The following is a 14,272-nucleotide window of genomic DNA, read 5'->3' as shown; positions in this document are numbered from 1 at the left end:
GGAGCAATTGCCATGACACCGGCAAACCCTTTATCGGAATACGTCGGGATCCTGATCCTGCTTCTCTTCGGCATCGTTTTCGGGGTGGTCACCCTGTGGATCGGCAGGTTTTTCCGGCTCCAGCGACCCTACAGAGAAAAGCTGGTGGCCTACGAGTCGGGTAACCCACCCACCGAGGCACCCAGGATGCGTTTTTCGGTCAAGTTCTACCTGATTGCCATCCTGTTCGTGGTCTTTGACGTGGAAGCGATCTACCTCTACCCCTGGGCCGTAATCTACGACGAACTGGGGCTGTTTGGACTGGTGGAGATGCTGATCTTCATCTTCATGCTCCTGGTCGGCTACATATATGCCTGGAAAAAAGAGGACCTTCAATGGGAGAAGTAAAGGAAAAGCCACATGTTATCGAGCGGGACGGGGTGCAGATTTTCCCTGGGGCCAATGCCATAATCGGCCCGCTCAACAAGCTGGTCAACTGGGGCCGTACCGGTTCCATCTGGCCGGTAACTTTCGGGCTTGCCTGCTGCGCCATAGAGATGATGGACGCCGGGGCCTCGACCAACGACCTGGACCGGTTCGGAGTTATCTTCCGGGCCAGCCCCAGACAGGCGGACTGTATGGTGGTGGCCGGCACCCTGACCAAAAAGATGGCCCCGGTGTTGCGGCGGGTCTATGACCAGATGCCCGAACCGCGCTATGTGATCGCCATGGGCAGCTGTGCCTGCAGTGGTGGCGTCTTTGATACCTACAGCGTCACCCAGGGAGTGGACCAGATCGTACCGGTGGATGTCTTGGTCCCCGGCTGCCCGCCCCGTCCGGAGGCACTGCTGCAGGGATTCATCCGCTTGCAGGAAAAGATAATGCAGGAGCAGTTTCGATGGAGCAAATGGAGATAGCCAGACAACTGGAACAGAGGTTTCCCGAGGAAATCCTTAAGGTCTACGAATACCAGGGGCAGGTGGGTGTCCTTGTCCGCCGGCAGCGAATAGTCGAAATCTGCCGCTATCTCAAAGAGACCCCTAAACTCCGCCTGGACCACCTGATGTGTCTGTGCGGAGTGGACAACCTCAAGCGGCCCGGTAACGAAAACCTGCACCGCTTTGAAGTAGTGTACAACCTCTACTCCGTCGGACACCGCCACAGCATCAAGCTGCGAGCCCAGGTTCCGGCAGACGATCCGGTTATCGATTCGGTCATACCGGTATGGTGCGGGGCCGATTGGCCCGAGCGGGAGTGTTACGACCTGATGGGAATCCGGTTCAACGGCCACCCGGACATGAGGCGCATCCTTCTGCCCGACACCTGGGAGGGCCACCCTTTGCGTAAAGAGTACCCGTTGCGCGGAGAGACTGAATGGCCGGAATTCGATTCCTTGCGCCAGAAGGTCGTGGAACTGAAAAAGTATGAATTCCATCCCGGTGACCAGGATGGTTTTTGCAGCAGGGGAGACAGACAATGACCAGGCCCATGACAACAACCATGGAAATCCCGGTCGCCGATGGTGAGTCGGAGCGTTACAAAGTACGCATGGGTCCACAGCATCCCGCAACCCACGGTGTTTTGCGTGTGGACCTGGAACTGGACGGTGAAACCATCATCAACTGCACTCCGCATGTGGGCTATCTCCACCGGGGTTTCGACAAGCTGGCCGAACACCGCACCTACGCCCAGGCCCTGATCCTCACCGACCGTCTCGACTATATCGCGGCCATGGCCAACAATGTGGGCTACTGTGTCGCGGTCGAGCAGCTGCTCGACATCCCGGTTCCGTTGCGGGCCAAATACATCCGCACCATGGTCTGCGAGATGTCGCGTATCTGCTCCCATCTCCTCTGGCTTGCCACCCATGCCCTGGATATCGGGGCCATGACAGTGTTCCTCTGGTGTTTCCGCGAGCGGGAAATCCTGCTGGAACTCTTCGAAGAACTCTGTGGTGCCAGGTTGACTTTCTCCTATCCTCGCCTCGGTGGTGTCCGCCAGGACGTCACCCCGCATTTCATGGAAAAGCTGCAGCGATTCGTCAACGAATTCCCGGGTCGAATAGAGGAGTATGAAACCCTTATCGACAGGAACCGGATCTGGCTCAAGCGAACCGTAGGCGTGGGCGTGGTATCCGGAGAAAAGGCCCTGGAACTTGGTCTCACCGGGGCCAGCCTCCGGGGATCGGGCATTGATTACGACATCCGCAAGCACCGGCCCTACGATGCCTACGATCTGGTGGAGTTCGAGGTACCCCTTGGGACGGAAGGCGATATCTATGCTCGCTACCGGTGCCGGATGGAAGAGATGCGGCAGGCCAACCGAATCCTCCAGCAATGCCTGGACCAGCTGGTGCCCGGACCCATTGTCAGCAGGGAGGCTCCCGATCTGGTCATGCCCCTCAAGGGACACCGCAAGCAGGAAGCCGGCGCCACCCGCTTCGGTTCCGGCCTGGTCAGGCTACTCGATGAATACGACCTGTTTCCGGTGGGTGATCTCTACGTCTCCACCGAAGTCCCAAAAGGCGAACTTGGGTTTTACTTTATCAGCGATGGCAGCGGCAGGCCATACCGCATGCATATACGCTCACCCTCCTTCATTCATGTCGGTGCTCTGCCGACCATCACCGCGGGAGGGCTCATAGCCGATCTCATCGCCAATATCGGAACCCTGGACGTGGTTCTTGGCGAGTGTGACAGGTAAAAGGTTTACGGTCCATGCAGCACTTCTCCTACCTGCAAACCACCATTGTCCCGCGCTCTATGGACCGTAAACCCCATACCTTATCTAGTGTGTCGAAGACAGACGTCTGTGTCGAAGACAGACGAAAGGATAAAAAAGGATGCAGGTTCTGATAATACTCATTGAAATTCTGGTTCTGTTTGCCATCGTCATGCTGCACGTGGCCTATGCCACCTATTTCGAGCGCAAGATCATCGGTCACATGCAGGTACGGATGGGACCGATGCGGGTGGGATGGCACGGCCTGCTCCAACCCATTGCCGATGGTATCAAAAGCTTTTTCAAGGAGGATATCATCCCGGAGCAGGCGGACCGGTTCACCTTTCTCGGGGCCCCGATTATCTGCCTGGTTGCGATGATGACTTCGCTGGCGGTCCTCCCGTTTGCCCCCGGCTGGGTGATTGCCGACATCAACATTGGCCTGCTGCTGGTCTTTGCCATGAGTTCCCTGGCCAGTTACGGGGTGGTACTCGCTGGCTGGGCCTCCAACTCCAAGTTCACCTTCCTGGGGGGGTTGCGTTCCATGGCCCAGGTAATCAGCTATGAAATCGCCATGGGCATGAGCCTGGTGGGAGTGATGATGCTGTCCGGCACCCTGAACCTGAGCAAGATCGTCGAAGCCCAGGGCAACTCCTTGTGGGGAATGTATATCTTTCCGCAGATCATCGGCTTCTTTGTTTTCTTCATCGCCATGCTGGCGGAGACCAACCGGGTTCCCTTTGATCTGCCGGAGGCGGAAACCGAACTGGTGTCGGGCTACTGCACGGAATATTCGGGCATGCGCTATGCCATGTTCTTCATGGCCGAGTACATCGGCATGATGGTCATGGCCTCCATCGGTACCATCTGTTTTCTCGGGGGCTGGAACGGGCCGTTCACTGTCTCAATTTTCCCGCCCTTCTGGTTCGTGGCCAAGGTGTACATCTTCATGTTTCTCTTCATCTGGATCCGGGCCACCATGCCCCGGTACCGGTATGATCAGCTGATGGAGCTGGGCTGGAAGGTGCTCATCCCCCTGGCCCTTGCAAACATTGTACTCACCGGCATCGTCAAGGCCTTCACCGGCTGATCCGGAGGTATCCATGCGCGTACAGTATGATCTGAAAAAAAGTTTCTTTGAAACCATCTTCCTGACCGAGCTGGCCAGGGGCATGATGCTGACCCTGAAACGGCTCTTCTCGAGGCCGATCACCAGACAGTACCCGGACGAATCGCCGCCAATTGCCCTGGGGTTCCGCGGTCAGCATGCCCTGGTCCGTGATCCACAAACCGGCGGTTCCAGATGTGTGGCCTGCATGCGGTGCGCCACTGTCTGCCCGTCGCGCTGTATCCATATCCGCTTCCACGAAGAAGACGGCCGCCGGGTGGTGGACAGATACGATATCGATGCCCTGCGCTGTGTCTACTGCGGGTACTGCGAGGAAGTGTGTCCGGTCAACGCCCTGGTGCTGACCGAGGTGTTTGATTACTGCGAATATGACAAAGAATCCCTGTATTTCACCCGGGAGGATCTGCTGGCCAACTGGGACAGCTTCCTGAAAAGCAGCGGACACCGGGGAGAGACCTATGTCAACCCGTTCTGGCGTCCACGGGGACTGCCCGAATCCATGCTGCCGGCCGGCAAACGCCTCAAGGTGCCGGACAGCTGGACTGTGGATGGACAGGTCGTGGGAACCCGTTACCGGAGGAGTTAGAAACCATGTTCATACAGCTCTTCTTTCTCTACTGTGCCGTGATGATTCTGGGTTGCGGTCTACTGGCCGTGACCATGAAGAACCCGGTCCATTGCCTGCTCATGGTCCTGGTCCTGTTCTTTCACATGGCTGCAATCTACCTGACGCTCAGTGCCGAGTTTCTCGCTGCGGTTCAGGTTATCGTCTATGCCGGCGCCATCCTGGTTCTCTATCTCTTTGTCCTCTTCCTGGTCTCTGTCCGGGAGGAACTGGCCGTGGAACGGTTTGTTGACTCGGCCTTTTTCGGCCGCACCATAGCCGGCGGGCTGGCCGTGATCCTGGTTGGCATGCTGCCGGCATTCACCCTGGGAGCCAGGGGACTGTGGCCCCTGGAGCGGGTCATTGAGGCGACCCACACCAAGGCCCTGGCCATGGAGCTCTACACCACCAACATCCTGCCATTTGAGATTGCCGGCCTGATCCTGCTCATCGCGGTCATCGGCGGGTTGACTCTGGCAAGAAAAAACAGTGTACACCTCAACCAGAACGACGCTGCAGGCAGCGTGAGCGACGAGGCGGAAAAGGAGGTGACCCGGTGATTCCCCTAAGCTGGTACATGACGCTCTCGGCCCTTCTTTTTGCCATAGGCGTCCTGGGTTTTCTGACCCGGCGAAACATCATCATCATGTTTCTATCCATCGAGCTGATGCTGAATGCGGTCAACCTGAACCTGGTTGCCCTGAGCCGTTATCTGGACTCCATGCAGGGCCAGGTGTTCACCTTTTTCATCATCACCGTTGCTGCTGCCGAAGCAGCCATTGGCCTGGGTATAGCTATTTCACTCTTTCGCAACCGGCGCACAGTCTACGTGGACAGTGCCAATCAGTTGAAGGGATAATCATGCCAAGTTATCTGCTCCTCATACCGTTTCTGCCGCTTGCCTCGTTTGTCGTCACCTTTCTCTTTGGCAAACGGATGGGCGCACGGTGTCACTGGATACCGATTCTCACCGTGCTGACTTCGTTTGTCTGCGCGCTCAAAGCCTTTTTCATGGTCAAGTCCGGGACCATCATCGACCATGACATCTACACCTGGATCAGTTCCGGAAACCTCAAGGTGTCAATGGGCTTTCTGGTCGACCAACTCACCGTGGTCATGCTCATCGTGGTGACCAGCGTCAGCTCGCTGGTCCATATCTACTCGGCCGGCTACATGAAAGGCGAAGACGGATACTACCGCTTTTACGCCTACTTGAGCCTGTTCACCTTTTCCATGCTCATGTTGGTGCTTGGCAACAACTTCCTCCAGCTCTTCTTCGGCTGGGAGGCGGTGGGTCTGTCCTCCTACCTGCTCATCGGTTTTTACTATGAAAAGATCTCTGCGGCAGACGCAGGAAAAAAAGCTTTTATTGTCAATCGGTTCGGTGACTTTGGATTCAGCCTGGGCCTGTTCCTTCTCTTTCTCAGCTTCGACACCCTCCATTACGGTTCGATCTTCTCCCAGGCTGAATCCATTATTGGCGAAACATTTTCCATCTTCGGCATGCAGCTTGACCTGCCGACTACCATCGCCATGCTGCTCTTCTGCGGGGCTATCGGCAAATCGGCCCAGCTACCGCTTCATGTGTGGCTGCCCGACGCCATGGAAGGCCCGACACCGGTCTCGGCCCTGATCCACGCCGCTACCATGGTTACCGCCGGTGTCTTTCTGGTGGCCCGCTGCAACCCGCTTTTCGAACTTTCCACCTTTGCCCTGAACGTGGTCACCATCGTCGGCACCATCACCTGCCTGTTCGCGGCCACCATTGCCCTGGTGCAGACCGATATCAAGCGGGTGGTCGCCTACTCCACGGTGAGCCAGCTAGCCTACATGTTCATCGGCTGCGGCGTGGGGGCCTACTCAGCCGGTATCTTCCACCTGTTTACCCATGCCTTCTTCAAGGCGCTCCTCTTCTTGGGCTGCGGCTCGATCATCATCGCCATGCACCATGAACAGGACGTCAAGTACATGGGCGGGCTCAAGAAGTACATGCCGGTCACCTACTGGACCTTTCTCCTGGCCTCACTCTCCATCTCCGGCGTACCGGGACTGGCCGGATTCTTCAGCAAGGACGAGATCCTGACCATGGCCTTCGCCTCTCACATCGGGGCCGGAAAATTCGCCTGGTTCATCGGCACCTTTGTCGCTTTCCTCACCGCCTTCTACTCCTTCAGGCTTTTCTTCCTCATCTTCCACGGAGAATTCCGCGGCACCGAAGAGCAGAAGGCGCACCTGCACGAGACACCACTGGTCATGACCGGGCCCCTGATGATACTGGCCGTGGGTGCCGTGGCAGCTGGCTGGCTGGGCATCCCGGCCATCCTCGGCGGCCATAACAAGTGGGCCCATTTCCTGACCCCGGTTCTGGGTCATCCCGAGGTACACCTCTCCAGCTACGCCGAGTCCCTTCTCATGGGATCGTCCATCCTGGCCGGTGGAACCGGTATCTTCCTGGCCTGGCATATGTACGTCTTCCACCCGGAGATGCCAGCGAAGATAGCCGCCCGCTGGAACCGGTTCTACACCCTGCTCAAGAACAAGTACTACATGGACGAAATCTACATCAACTATCTGGTGGAGCCAACCAAGGCCTTCAGCAGCAACGTGCTGCTCCGGATCGTTGATCTCGGGATCATCGAGAACATCGTCAACGGCATTCCCCGGGGTATTGGTTTCCTGTCGAAAAAGATCCAGAGACTGCAGGACGGGCAGGTCTCCCATTACCTGGCCTGGATGGGTGGCAGCGCTCTGTTCATCGTTGTCTGGATGTTTACCCGGTAGACGGACGTAGCGGGATATGACCGCGACCCCTGGCCCGTGCAACCCAAAACTGAACATATGGAACCTGCATCATGTCAGTACCACTTTTAAGCGCACTCATATTTTTCCCGATCATCGGCAGCCTGTCGCTGCTGTTCGTGCGGCGCGAAAACAGCCACACCATCCGGCTCATGGCGTTGATAATCAGCCTCATCGAGCTTCTGCTTTCGCTGCCTCTGTGGTTTCTGTTCGACAAGTCCACATACAGGATGCAGTTTACGGAATTCCATCCGTGGATCTCCACCTTCAACATCAACTACCACCTGGGCATCGATGGGATTTCGATCCTTTTCATTCTCCTCTCGACCCTGATCACCACCCTGTCGATCCTGGTATCCTGGAACTCCATCCAGGATAAGGTCAAGGTGTTCTTTGTCTCCCTGCTGTTCCTGGAAGGGGCGATGATCGGCGTTTTCTGCGCCCTGGACTTTTTTCTCTTCTATATCTTCTGGGAGGCCATGCTGATTCCCATGTTCCTGATCATCGGAATCTGGGGCGGTCCCAAACGGCTCTATGCCACGGTCAAGTTCTTCCTCTACACCCTGATCGGTTCACTGCTGATGCTGATCGGCATCATCACCCTCTACAGGGCGGGGGGCAACACCTTCGACATCCTGAAACTGGCCGGACAGAGCTACTCCTTTAAACTGCAGATGATCCTGTTCTGGGCCTTTTTCGCCGCCTTTGCGGTCAAGGTACCCATGTGGCCGGTCCACACTTGGCTGCCTGACGCCCACACCGAGGCTCCTGCCGCCGGTTCGGTCATCCTGGCCGGGGTTTTGATCAAGATGGGAGCCTACGGGTTCCTGCGTTTCTCCATGCCCATTCTCCCTGAGGCCACCAAGGAGATGATGATCCCCATGGTGGTTCTCTCTCTCATCGGCATTATCTACGGAGCCATCATCTGTGTGGCCCAGACCGACCTCAAACGGCTCATTGCCTATTCCTCGGTGAGCCACATGGGCTTTGTCACCCTTGGTCTCTATTCACTCAACACCCAGGGCATGGAGGGCGGCATCCTCCAGATGATCAATCACGGGGTGGTCACCGGGGCCATGTTTCTGGCCATCGGCATGATCTACGAACGGACCCACACCAGGGCCATTGCAGATTACGGCGGGTTGGCCACCACCATGCCTGTCTTTGCCTCCTTTTTCCTGCTTTTTACCCTGGCTTCGATAGGTTTACCCGGAACCAACGGTTTTGTCGGCGAATTTCTCATCCTGCTGGGCGGGTTCCTCAACCGGCCGTGGACCGCCTTTTTCGCAGCCACTGGGCTTATCCTGGGGGCATGGTACATGCTGTGGCTCTACCAGCGGATCTTTTTCAATCCAGTCAATGACAAGGTTGTCGGCCTGCCGGCAATGACCGGCCGGGAAATAGCCATCCTGGTCCCCATGGTAGTGCTTATCTTCTGGATCGGACTCTATCCGAACTCCATGCTCAGTTTCATGCATGTGTCGGTGGCCCACCTGCTCGATCAGGTTCACGGCACCACCACGGTGGCCGACGCAGTGGAAAAGGTCCGCCAGCTTTCGATGTAGGAACGAGGCAGGATATAGAACCATTTTTTCTGGCTGAGGAATAACATATCATGACACAAACAGTTGTCACCTGGGCGGCTTTTGAACCGGTCCTGCCTGAAATGCTGCTGGTGGGGATCGGAATCGGACTGGTCTTCCTGGATCTGTTTTTCAGAAAACAGCGGGTGCTTTTGCCCTGGCTGACCATTCTCGGCAGCCTGACCGTGCTGGGTATGGTACTGGGTGAACGGTACACCATCGGCTTTGGCGGGATGTTTCTCACCGACTCCTATGGCGCCTTTTTCAAGGTAATCTGCCTGATGGGGCTGATCATGACCGCCCTGATGAGCGAACACCATAACCGGGTCAAGGGTCTCCATCAGGGCGAGTTCTACAGCCTGATGGTTTTTTCCGCCGTGGGCATGATGATCATGGCCTCGGCCGGCGACCTGATGGTCCTCTACCTGGGCCTGGAACTGATGGCCCTGTCGGTCTACTGTCTGGTAGGTATGGTCAAGGGAGACCTGCGGGCCAGCGAGGCAGCGGTGAAATATTTTCTCATGGGCGGATTTTCCTCGGCGATCCTGCTCTACGGCATGTCCCTGCTCTACGGATTGACCGGGACCACCAGTATCTCTGGAATCGCCGACTATATCAACAATTCCGGCGTGATCGCCAACCCGGTCCTTCTTGGCGCCCTTGGCCTTATGATCGTCGGCTTCTGTTTCAAGACCGCGGTGGCCCCGTTCCATTTCTGGACCCCGGATGTGTACGAAGGGGCCCCGACAGCGGTGACCGCCTTCATGTCGGTGGGACCAAAGGCGGCCGGGTTTGCAGTTTTTGGCCGGGTCCTGGTTCATGGTTTTCCGGAACTGCATGACCAGTGGGGCACTCTGCTCGCCTTTCTCGCCCTGCTGACCATGGCGGTGGGAAACATCACAGCCCTGTCCCAGACCTCGATCAAGCGGATGCTGGCCTATTCGGCCATTGCCCATGCCGGTTACGCCCTGCTCGGAGTCCTGGCCGGTACCCCGGAGGGACTGTCCGCCACCATGAATTACCTCCTCATCTACGGCTTCATGAACATGGGCGCCTTTGCCATCCTGGTCCTGCTTGCCGGTAAGGATAACCAGCGGGAATCGCTCGACGATTACCGTGGCCTTGCCAAAAGCAATCCCCTTGCCGCCATGCTGATGCTCATCTTCATGTTTTCTCTCACCGGTATTCCGCCCCTGGCAGGATTCATCGGCAAGTTCTATCTCGTCAAGACGGCTCTGGACGCTGGCTATACCGGAACAGTCATGGGTGCTGTTATCTTCAGCACCATCTCGGCCTACTATTACCTGCGGGTGGTGCGTTACATGTACATGAGTGATCCGCAGGAAACCATCAAACTCACCTACTCTCCGGGTATTTCAGCCGTACTAGGATTGGCATTGCTTGGGGTTATAGGTCTTGGCCTGGCCCCAGGCACAGTGATTGGCCGGGCAGCGATGTCGCTGCTTGGTCAATAGGGGTGTGGATGCGTCTTGCCAGCGAGTCCACCTCTCCTTTTCCTTCTTGGGAAGCGGCCAGCCATAGGGGCTGGCCGCATTTTTTGCAACAGAAAGTGAGGAGCAGAAAACGGTCCGGAAGGACAGAACAGAGATCGTTATCCGCGGTAAGGCGGACCAAGGGGAGCTAAGACCTGCCCCGGTACTGACCGGCGGATATGTTCCAGCATGGTTTCGACCACCATCCCGGCGTCCATGGTCGAGCAGTTTATCACCACTGCGTCCAGAGCCGGTTTCAGAGGGGCTATGGGTCGTTGCCGGTCGTCGCGGTCCCGCTGGATAATCTGTTCAAGGATCTCCTTTTCGCCAACCTCAACTCCCCGGGCTTTAAGCTGACCGATACGCCGCCTGGCCCGTTCTTCAGGGCTCGCATCGAGAAAAAACTTCCAGGCTGCGTCGGGAAAGACCACAGTCCCGGTATCCCGTCCCTCGGCAACAATTTTTCCCTGGCGGCCGATCTCCTGCTGCATACGGGTCAGTCTGTCCCGTACCGGCCGCAGTGCCGAAACCCTCGAGGCAAGCATCCCGGTTTCCGGGCTGCGCAGTTCCTGTCCCAGTTCTTCGCCGTTGAGCAGAACCCGCACATCCCCGTCCTCTTCGTCCGGAGGAAGGAGCTTGATAACCATGGTATCGAGTAACCGGGCCACTGTTTCTTCGTCCCGAACATCCACTCCGGCCCGCCCGCAGGCCAGGCCCACGGCCCGATACATGGCGCCGGTGTCAAGATAGGTGTAACCCAGCCGGGAGGCCAGCAGACGACTGACCGTGGATTTACCGACCCCGGAAGGTCCATCGATGGTGACGATCTCCAGTTTCCGCTCAGCCTGCGACATAGCCAAGCTCCTTGAGAGAACAGGCCAGGGCAGCGACAAAGCGTTGGTTTTCCGCTTCAGTGCCCACGGTGATCCGGATAAAATCAGGAAAACCGTAGGCCTTCATGGAACGAACAATTACTCCCTGACGAAGCATGGATTCATAGAGAACTGTCGCATCACCGCCCACATCGATGAGAAAAAAATTGGTGTGCGAGGGGTAAGCCCGACAGCCGAGTTCCTCCACCTGCTCACTGAGCCACTGCCGTCCCTCCCTGGTCAGGTTCAGGGTTTTTTCGTAATGGTCCTTGTCCTTGAGGGCGGCCAGAGCCCCCACCTGTGCCGGCAGATTGATATTGAACGGCTGACGGACCCGGTGGAGCAGGCCGGCAATGTCCCGGTGCATTATCCCAAACCCGACCCGCAGCCCAGCCAGCCCAAAGGCCTTGCTGAAGGTCCGCAGGGCCACCACTGCCGGAAGAGATTCGGGTTTCCGTATACAAGACAAAACGTCTATCCGCTCGGCGGGATCGACAAAATCCACGTAGGCCTCATCCAGCACCACTATCACTGACTCTGGCAGGGTGCAGAGAAAATCTCCAAAACGTTTCCGGGTAATCAGCGTGCCGCAGGGATTATTCGGGTTATCAAGAAAGATAAGCCGGGTACGCTCTGAAACCGCCCGCTTTATGGCCTCCAGATCATGGGTCATGTCCCGCAGGGGTATGATCCTGTTTGCCCCGCCCCGGACCTGGACAAACTTCTGGTACATGAGGAAGGATGGATGACTGGTGATTACCTCGTCCCCGGCCTCGACAAAGGCCTTGACAAGGAATTCAATCACCTCGTTGGAGCCGTTACCAAGAACGATCTCTTCCGGGGCGCAACCCACCCGGTCGGCCACGGCCCTGGTCAGGTAATAACTGGAACCGTCGGGATAGCGATGCAGACCGGTGAGACAACCCTGAATCGCCTCCACGGCCAGAGGTGAAGGACCCCATGGATTTTCATTGGAGGCAAGCTTGATGGAATCGGTTATCCCATATTCCCGCTCCAGCTCATCCAGGGGCTTTCCAGGTGGATAGGGAACTATGGCCTTAATATTTTCCGCAATGTGGAGTTTCATACAAAATCATTTCACCCCTGAATCCAGCTGTTGTCCGGCATTCGAATATCGAGACAGGCAACTCTTCCGCGTCTGCTTCACCATTCAGGTATTCATGGTTGCAGCCACTTTCATCATTTTGGACAGACACCAGCTATGGTCAAATTTTTTCTACAGCTCAGGTTTCTTCTCTCTGACACCGGCCCTCTGTTCCAGGTTCCAGGCTGCCCGAAGCAGCACTTCCTCGTTGAAATGGGCCGCCTGCATCTGGATGCCGATTGGCAGTCCGTCACCGGAAAACCCGGCCGGGACTGAAACACCTGGAATTCCTGCCAGGTTAGCGGAGATGGTCAAAATATCCGAGAGGTAGTGGGCCAGGGGATCGTCGCTCTTATAGCCAATCTTCCAGGCCGGTGTCGGAGTAACCGGTGATACCAACAGATCGCAGCTGGAAAAGACTTTCTGATAATCCTCCATGATCAGTGTCCTGACCTGAGATGCCTTCTTGTAATAGGCATCATAATAGCCAGCAGAGAGGGCATAGGTTCCGATCAGAATGCGCCGCTTGACTTCATCTCCAAACCCTTCGGAACGGCTGCGGCTGTACATGTCGACAAGGGAATCAGCCTCCATGTTGCGGTAGCCGTACCGGACCCCGTCAAAGCGGGCCAGGTTGGAGCTGGCTTCGGCCGGGGCTATCAGGTAATAGACAGCAACGCAGTACTGGGTATGGGGCAGCGACACCTCGACGATTTCAGCCCCGGCCTCCCGGAGCATATCGATACCGGCCCGGACCGTCTTTTCCACCTCAGAGTCCAGCCCTTCGCCAAAATACTCAACCGGTACACCGATACGGATTCCCCCGAGTCCCTCTTTGAGACTGGCTGTGTAGTCGGGTACCGGACGCTTGACCGAGGTGGAATCCCCGGGATCATATCCACTGATAACGTTCATCAGCAAAGCGCAGTCGGCCACATCCCGGGTCAGGGGACCCACCTGGTCCAGGGAGGAGGCAAAGGCCACCAGCCCGAAACGGGACACCCGGCCATAGGTGGGCTTCATCCCGACCACAGAACAGAGAGAGGCCGGCTGGCGGATTGAACCGCCCGTATCCGAACCAAGGGAGGCCAGGCATTCTCCTGCAGATACCGAAGCGGCAGATCCACCACTTGATCCACCTGCAATGTATCCTGGTTTCCACGGATTTTCAGGTGTTTTGAAGGCGCAGTTTTCACTGGTTGAGCCCATGGCAAACTCATCCATGGCCACCTTGCCAAGCAGCACAGCCCCTTCCTCTTTCAAGCGCCTTATGACAGTGGCGTCATATGGTGGAATGAAATTTTCCAGCATCCTGGAGCCGCAGGTGGTGGGCAACCCTTTAGTACAGAGCACATCCTTGATGGAAAGGGGCAGACCGCATAGGACGCCTGCCCTGCCCTCCCTGCGTTCCCTGTCCGCCTCAGCGGCCCGGGACAGTGCCCCGTCCCGGTCCAGATACAGATAGGCCTTGACCCGGTCTTCCACCGCATCGATCCGCTCAAGCAGAGCTTCCGTGAGCTGCAGGGCTGTTATATCCCCCTGTTCCAGCAGTTTTCTGGCCTGGAACAGAGTCAGCGTATGTAGTTCCATAATCTATCCGGATTGAACGTTTCGTTTATCTGAAAATCACCGGGTAGCGGGGGTTCCAGATATTTTTCATGGTTGGTCGGATTTTGTCCTGGATTCAGGTGATAACCTTGGGCACGACAAAACATTCGCCATTGTCTCTGGGCGCATTGGCCAGGGCCTTTTCCCGGGGCAGAGAGGGCTTTATCTTATCGTCGCGAAAGGCATTGACCAACTGCTGGGTATGGGTGGTGGGAACCACGCTCCCGGTATCCAGCTCATCGAGCTTGGCCACGTAGCCAAGGATGGAGTCAAGCTGTCGGGTCACGCGATCCATCTCCGCATCGGACAGCTCCAGCCGTGCAAGCCGGGCCACTTTTTTAACTTCCTTTTTTGTAATATTCATGGCATCGAACAGCAC

Annotated in this window: 15 protein-coding genes; 11 read left to right on the top strand and 4 right to left on the bottom strand. The window is 56.9% G+C overall.

Translation table 11 applies throughout. The features are described from left to right. Window positions 1-12 precede the first annotated feature (12 nt). The 11 genes from ACXJJY_RS02060 (at window position 13) to ACXJJY_RS02010 (ending at window position 10,290) form a co-directional block, all read left to right on the top strand. A complete protein-coding gene (locus tag ACXJJY_RS02060; protein ID WP_456385042.1) occupies window positions 13-387 on the top strand; it encodes an NADH-quinone oxidoreductase subunit A in 375 nt (124 codons plus the stop codon). Beyond that, the gene (locus tag ACXJJY_RS02055) at window positions 375-896 is read left to right on the top strand and encodes an NADH-quinone oxidoreductase subunit B (protein WP_456385041.1); all 522 of its coding nucleotides are present in this window, start codon (window positions 375-377) and stop codon (window positions 894-896) included. Before ACXJJY_RS02060 ends, ACXJJY_RS02055 begins: the two co-directional genes overlap by 13 nt. Further along, entirely contained in the window at window positions 878-1,459 is a 582-nt protein-coding gene (locus ACXJJY_RS02050; RefSeq protein ID WP_456385040.1) for an NADH-quinone oxidoreductase subunit C, read from the top strand. Before ACXJJY_RS02055 ends, ACXJJY_RS02050 begins: the two co-directional genes overlap by 19 nt. Next, window positions 1,456-2,682, top strand: coding sequence for an NADH-quinone oxidoreductase subunit D (locus ACXJJY_RS02045; RefSeq protein ID WP_456385039.1), 1,227 nt, complete (start codon window positions 1,456-1,458; stop codon window positions 2,680-2,682). Before ACXJJY_RS02050 ends, ACXJJY_RS02045 begins: the two co-directional genes overlap by 4 nt. A 139-nt stretch (window positions 2,683-2,821) precedes the next feature. Beyond that, window positions 2,822-3,790, top strand: a complete 969-nt coding sequence (gene nuoH / locus ACXJJY_RS02040) for an NADH-quinone oxidoreductase subunit NuoH (RefSeq protein ID WP_456385038.1) — start codon at window positions 2,822-2,824, stop codon at window positions 3,788-3,790. A 13-nt stretch (window positions 3,791-3,803) separates the two neighbouring features. Then, window positions 3,804-4,415, top strand: a complete 612-nt coding sequence (gene nuoI / locus ACXJJY_RS02035) for an NADH-quinone oxidoreductase subunit NuoI (protein WP_456385037.1) — start codon at window positions 3,804-3,806, stop codon at window positions 4,413-4,415. A gap of 5 nt (window positions 4,416-4,420) precedes the next feature. Beyond that, complete coding sequence (locus ACXJJY_RS02030) at window positions 4,421-4,993, top strand: NADH-quinone oxidoreductase subunit J family protein (protein WP_456385036.1); 573 nt, start codon at window positions 4,421-4,423, stop codon at window positions 4,991-4,993. After that, window positions 4,990-5,292 carry an NADH-quinone oxidoreductase subunit NuoK gene (gene nuoK, locus ACXJJY_RS02025; protein ID WP_456385035.1) on the top strand — a complete coding sequence of 101 codons (303 nt, stop codon included), beginning with the start codon at window positions 4,990-4,992 and terminating at the stop codon, window positions 5,290-5,292. Before ACXJJY_RS02030 ends, nuoK begins: the two co-directional genes overlap by 4 nt. A 2-nt stretch (window positions 5,293-5,294) precedes the next feature. Beyond that, window positions 5,295-7,214, top strand: coding sequence for an NADH-quinone oxidoreductase subunit L (gene nuoL / locus ACXJJY_RS02020; protein ID WP_456385034.1), 1,920 nt, complete (start codon window positions 5,295-5,297; stop codon window positions 7,212-7,214). Between the two features lie 71 nt (window positions 7,215-7,285). After that, a complete protein-coding gene (locus ACXJJY_RS02015; protein ID WP_456385033.1) occupies window positions 7,286-8,797 on the top strand; it encodes an NADH-quinone oxidoreductase subunit M in 1,512 nt (503 codons plus the stop codon). Window positions 8,798-8,847: 50 nt separating this feature from the next. Further along, entirely contained in the window at window positions 8,848-10,290 is a 1,443-nt protein-coding gene (locus ACXJJY_RS02010) for an NADH-quinone oxidoreductase subunit N (RefSeq protein ID WP_456385032.1), read from the top strand. 137 nt (window positions 10,291-10,427) lie between these two features. Here the strand turns inward: ACXJJY_RS02010 and cmk are convergent, their stop codons facing one another. From cmk to gatC, 4 genes are all read right to left on the bottom strand, one after another. Continuing rightward, window positions 10,428-11,162 carry a (d)CMP kinase gene (gene cmk / locus ACXJJY_RS02005; RefSeq protein WP_456385031.1) on the bottom strand — a complete coding sequence of 245 codons (735 nt, stop codon included), beginning with the start codon at window positions 11,160-11,162 and terminating at the stop codon, window positions 10,428-10,430. Beyond that, a complete protein-coding gene (gene hisC / locus ACXJJY_RS02000) occupies window positions 11,149-12,267 on the bottom strand; it encodes a histidinol-phosphate transaminase (protein ID WP_456385030.1) in 1,119 nt (372 codons plus the stop codon). The genes cmk and hisC overlap by 14 nt, the downstream gene beginning before the upstream one ends. A gap of 150 nt (window positions 12,268-12,417) precedes the next feature. Next, window positions 12,418-13,875, bottom strand: a complete 1,458-nt coding sequence (gene gatA, locus ACXJJY_RS01995) for an Asp-tRNA(Asn)/Glu-tRNA(Gln) amidotransferase subunit GatA (RefSeq protein ID WP_456385029.1) — start codon at window positions 13,873-13,875, stop codon at window positions 12,418-12,420. A gap of 94 nt (window positions 13,876-13,969) precedes the next feature. After that, window positions 13,970-14,257, bottom strand: a complete 288-nt coding sequence (gene gatC, locus ACXJJY_RS01990; RefSeq protein ID WP_456385028.1) for an Asp-tRNA(Asn)/Glu-tRNA(Gln) amidotransferase subunit GatC — start codon at window positions 14,255-14,257, stop codon at window positions 13,970-13,972. Window positions 14,258-14,272 lie beyond the last annotated feature (15 nt).

It is taken from the genome of Desulfolithobacter sp. (assembly GCF_054025815.1).
This window is presented reverse-complemented; position numbering and strand designations above follow the sequence as displayed.